The sequence below is a fragment of the Streptomyces sp. NPDC005485 genome (assembly GCF_040606085.1).
Classification (GTDB): Bacteria; Actinomycetota; Actinomycetes; order Streptomycetales; family Streptomycetaceae; genus Streptomyces.
The window spans coordinates 1-3,450 of sequence record NZ_JBEXDZ010000299.1 but is presented as its reverse complement, the minus strand read 5'-3'; the positions used below and the strand labels follow the sequence as shown (position 1 = coordinate 3,450).

The following is a 3,450-nucleotide window of genomic DNA, read 5'->3' as shown; positions in this document are numbered from 1 at the left end:
TTCCACCACCGCGCCGACGGCACGATCGCCTACGCGGAGAACCCGCCCAAGAAGTACCAGGACATCTACCCGATCGCCTTCGACGAGGACATGCCCGGCCTGATCGAGGAGACCGTGCGCATCCTGCGGCACTGGATGTCCCACGGTGTGCGGATCTTCCGCGTGGACAACCCGCACACCAAACCGGTGGTGTTCTGGGAGAAGGTCATCGCGGACATCAACCGCACCGACCCCGACGTGATCTTCCTCGCCGAGGCGTTCACCCGGCCCGCGATCATGCACCGGCTCGCGGCGATCGGCTTCCAGCAGTCGTACACCTACTTCACCTGGCGCAACACCAAGCAGGAACTGACCGACTACCTGACCGAGCTGTCGGGCGAGGCGGCCGCCTGCATGCGGCCCAACTTCTTCGTCAACACCCCCGACATCCTGCCCGGATACCTGCAGCAGGGAGGTCGAGCGGCATTCAAGGCGCGGGCCGTCCTCGCCGCCACCCTCTCGCCCACGTGGGGCGTCTATGCCGGATACGAGCTCTGCGAGGACACCCCGGTCACAGCGGGCAGCGAGGAGTACCTGCACTCCGAGAAGTACCAACTGCGTCCGCGCGACTGGGAGTCGGCCGAACGCGAGGGCCTGACCATCGCGCCACTGATCACGGAGCTCAACCGGATCAGACGGGACCACCGCGCCCTGCACGCCCTTAGGAACCTCCACTTCCATGATGCCGACAACGAGGCGCTGATCGTCTACAGCAAGCGCACGGACGCGGACACCGTCGTGATGGTGGTCAACCTCGACCCCCACCACAGCCAGGAGGCCACGGTCTCGTTGGACTTGGCCCAACTCGGCCTGGAGCCGCACGAGTCCGTGCCGGTGCGCGACGAACTCACCGGCGAGACCTATCACTGGGGCCGGGCCAACTACGTGCGTCTGCGGCCGGGTGGCGCTCACGTCCTCGCCGTCGACAGCTCACCGCGGAGCGGAGGCCCACCCGCCACCTGATCGTCGACGATGCCTCCGCCCCCTCCCTGAAAGGACGCGCGCCATGCCGAAGACCGCGTTGCAGCGGGCGTACGGTCAGGGCCTCGCCGCCCTGCCCTCGGCCTCGCTCGTCGAGCTGTTGCGCGGATGGCTGCCGCGACAGCGCTGGTTCGCGGGCAAGGGGCGGGGCATCACCGGACTGACCGTCCTGACCAGTACCGAGCTCTCCCCCGGCTGCCTGCACCTTCTGGTCCGCACCGAACACCTCGGCCCGCCCACTCCCGATGATCCTGCCACGCCTGCAGCCGACGACTGCTATCAACTGCTTCTCGGCGTAAGGGAGATGCTGCCGCCTCGTCTCGCTCCCGCCTTCATCGGCCGCCTGAGCTCCGGTCCGTTGAACGAGATGGTCGTGTACGACGCCCTGCACGACCCCACTGCGGCAGGGCTGCTCCTGGAGCGGCTGCGCAGCGCGGGATCGGTCGGCCCCCTGCGCTTCGAACGCGACGCACGAGTGACCGTGCCCGCCGGCCTCACCCCCCGTCTCCTCGACACCGAGCAGACGAACACCTCACTGGTGTACGGCGATTCGTTCATTCTCAAGGTGTTCCGTCGCGTCCAGCCCGGCATCAACCCGGACCTGGAAGTGCCCTGGGTGCTGGCCCGGCAGGGATGCACCCGCGTGCCCGCTCCGGCGGCGTGGTTTCGCACCTCGCAGCCGCAGGAGGCGACGCTCGGCGTGCTGCAGCCGTTCCTGCCCGACGCCGAGGACGGCTGGACCCTGGCGCTCGACTCACTCGCCGCAGGCGAGGAGTTCGGTGACCAGGCCTACGCCTTGGGTCAGGCCACCGCCGAAGTGCATCGTGCGCTCGCCTCGTCCTTCCCTTGCGAGGTTCCAACGCAACGCCAGACTCGGGCACTTGCTGCCGAGATGGGTGAACGCCTCGACGCCACCGCGCGTGCTGTCGCAGAGCTCGAGCCGTACGCGCTGCGGTTGCGGGGCGCCTTCGACGCGGTCGCGGCGCTCGGCGTCTCCCGTCCCGCGCAGCGGATCCACGGCGACCTCCATCTCGGTCAGATGCTGCGCGCCGGACAGCAGTGGTTCGTCATCGACTTCGAAGGCGAACCGGCCCGCCCACTCGGGGAACGCCGCCGCACCCAGTCCCCCGTACGCGACGTCGCGGGCATGCTGCGCTCCTTCGACTACGCGGCACGCTCCCGTCACCCCTGGCACCCCCAATGGGCGTATCGCTGCCGGGAGGCCTTCTGCGCCGGCTATGCCTCGGCAGCGCACTGGGATCCACGCGAGGAACCCGGGCTGTTGCGCGCATACGAGACCGACAGGGCCGTGTACGAGGTGCTGTACGAAGCACGACACCGCCCCGACTGGCTGCCCGTCCCGATGGCGGCGGTCGGACGGCTCGCCGAACATACGTGATACCGACGTGGTCCGGCCAAGGGCCGCCCACCATCCGCCCACATCCGTTCACCGCCTGAGGAGGCCGAAGCCGTGGCAGCACGCACCACCACCGTTGGCGTACGGCGCACCGCTTCACCGGACGCGTCTGCTGTGTCTGCCGCGCCTGCCGCCAAGCGCGCTCCCAACCGGCCGGACGCCCTGGAGCCGACAGACCGCAGGCGCCTGCTGGAGGGCGCTCACCACGATCCGCACGCCCTGCTCGGCGCGCACCTGATCGCGGGCGGTGTGCTGTTCCGCGCGCTGCGTCCGTGGGCACGCGCCGTGGCCGTGGTGGTCGACGGACAGCGGAGCGAGCTCGCCGACACGGGTGACGGCCTCTTCTCCGGTGTACTGCCGCTGGACGCGATCCCGGACTACACGCTGCTGGTGACGTACGGGGACGACGAGCACGAAGTGCAGGACCCGTACCGCTTCCTGCCCGCCCTGGGCGAACTCGACCTGCATCTGATCGGAGAGGGCAGACACGAGGAACTCTGGCGGGCCCTGGGCGCCCATCCGATGATCCACGACGGCGTTCGGGGCACCCGCTTCACCGTGTGGGCACCAAACGCCCAAGGAGTCAGGGTCTGCGGGGAGTTCTGCCACTGGGACGGGACCGCCCATCCGATGCGCTCCCTGGGTTCGACCGGCGTATGGGAGCTCTTCCTGCCCGGCATCGGGGAGGGAACGCTCTACAAGTTCGACATCACCCGCCCCGACGGCACCCACACCCTGCGCGCCGACCCGATGGCCCGCCGCACGGAAGTGCCTCCGGCGACCGCATCCATCGTCACGCGGGCCGCCTCTTCCTACGAATGGCGGGACGTGGACTGGATGGACCGGCGGGCGGGCCGCCCGGTGCACGAGGCGCCGTTCTCCGTCTACGAAGTCCATCTGCCGTCCTGGCGACCAGGCCTGACGTATCGTCAGCTCGCGGATCAGCTGCCCGCCTACGTCGCCGACCTGGGCTTCACCCACGTCGAACTGATGCCGGTCGCCGAGCACCCCTT

Annotated in this window: 1 protein-coding gene and 2 pseudogenes; all 3 read left to right on the top strand. The window is 69.3% G+C overall.

Translation table 11 applies throughout. The features are described from left to right. Window positions 1-1,002, top strand: a pseudogene (locus ABZS97_RS43630) (alpha-1,4-glucan--maltose-1-phosphate maltosyltransferase); the annotation flags it as partial. Window positions 1,003-1,045: 43 nt separating this feature from the next. After that, complete coding sequence (locus tag ABZS97_RS43625; RefSeq protein WP_356149525.1) at window positions 1,046-2,419, top strand: maltokinase; 1,374 nt, start codon at window positions 1,046-1,048, stop codon at window positions 2,417-2,419. A gap of 132 nt (window positions 2,420-2,551) precedes the next feature. Then, a pseudogene (locus ABZS97_RS43620) lies at window positions 2,552-3,450 on the top strand (hypothetical protein); the annotation flags it as partial.

Excerpts from the sequence above, each read along its gene's own strand:
- ABZS97_RS43625 (WP_356149525.1), top strand. The coding sequence starts at position 1,046 with ATGCCGAAGACCGCGTTGCAGCGGGCGTACGGTCAGGGCCTCGCCGCC.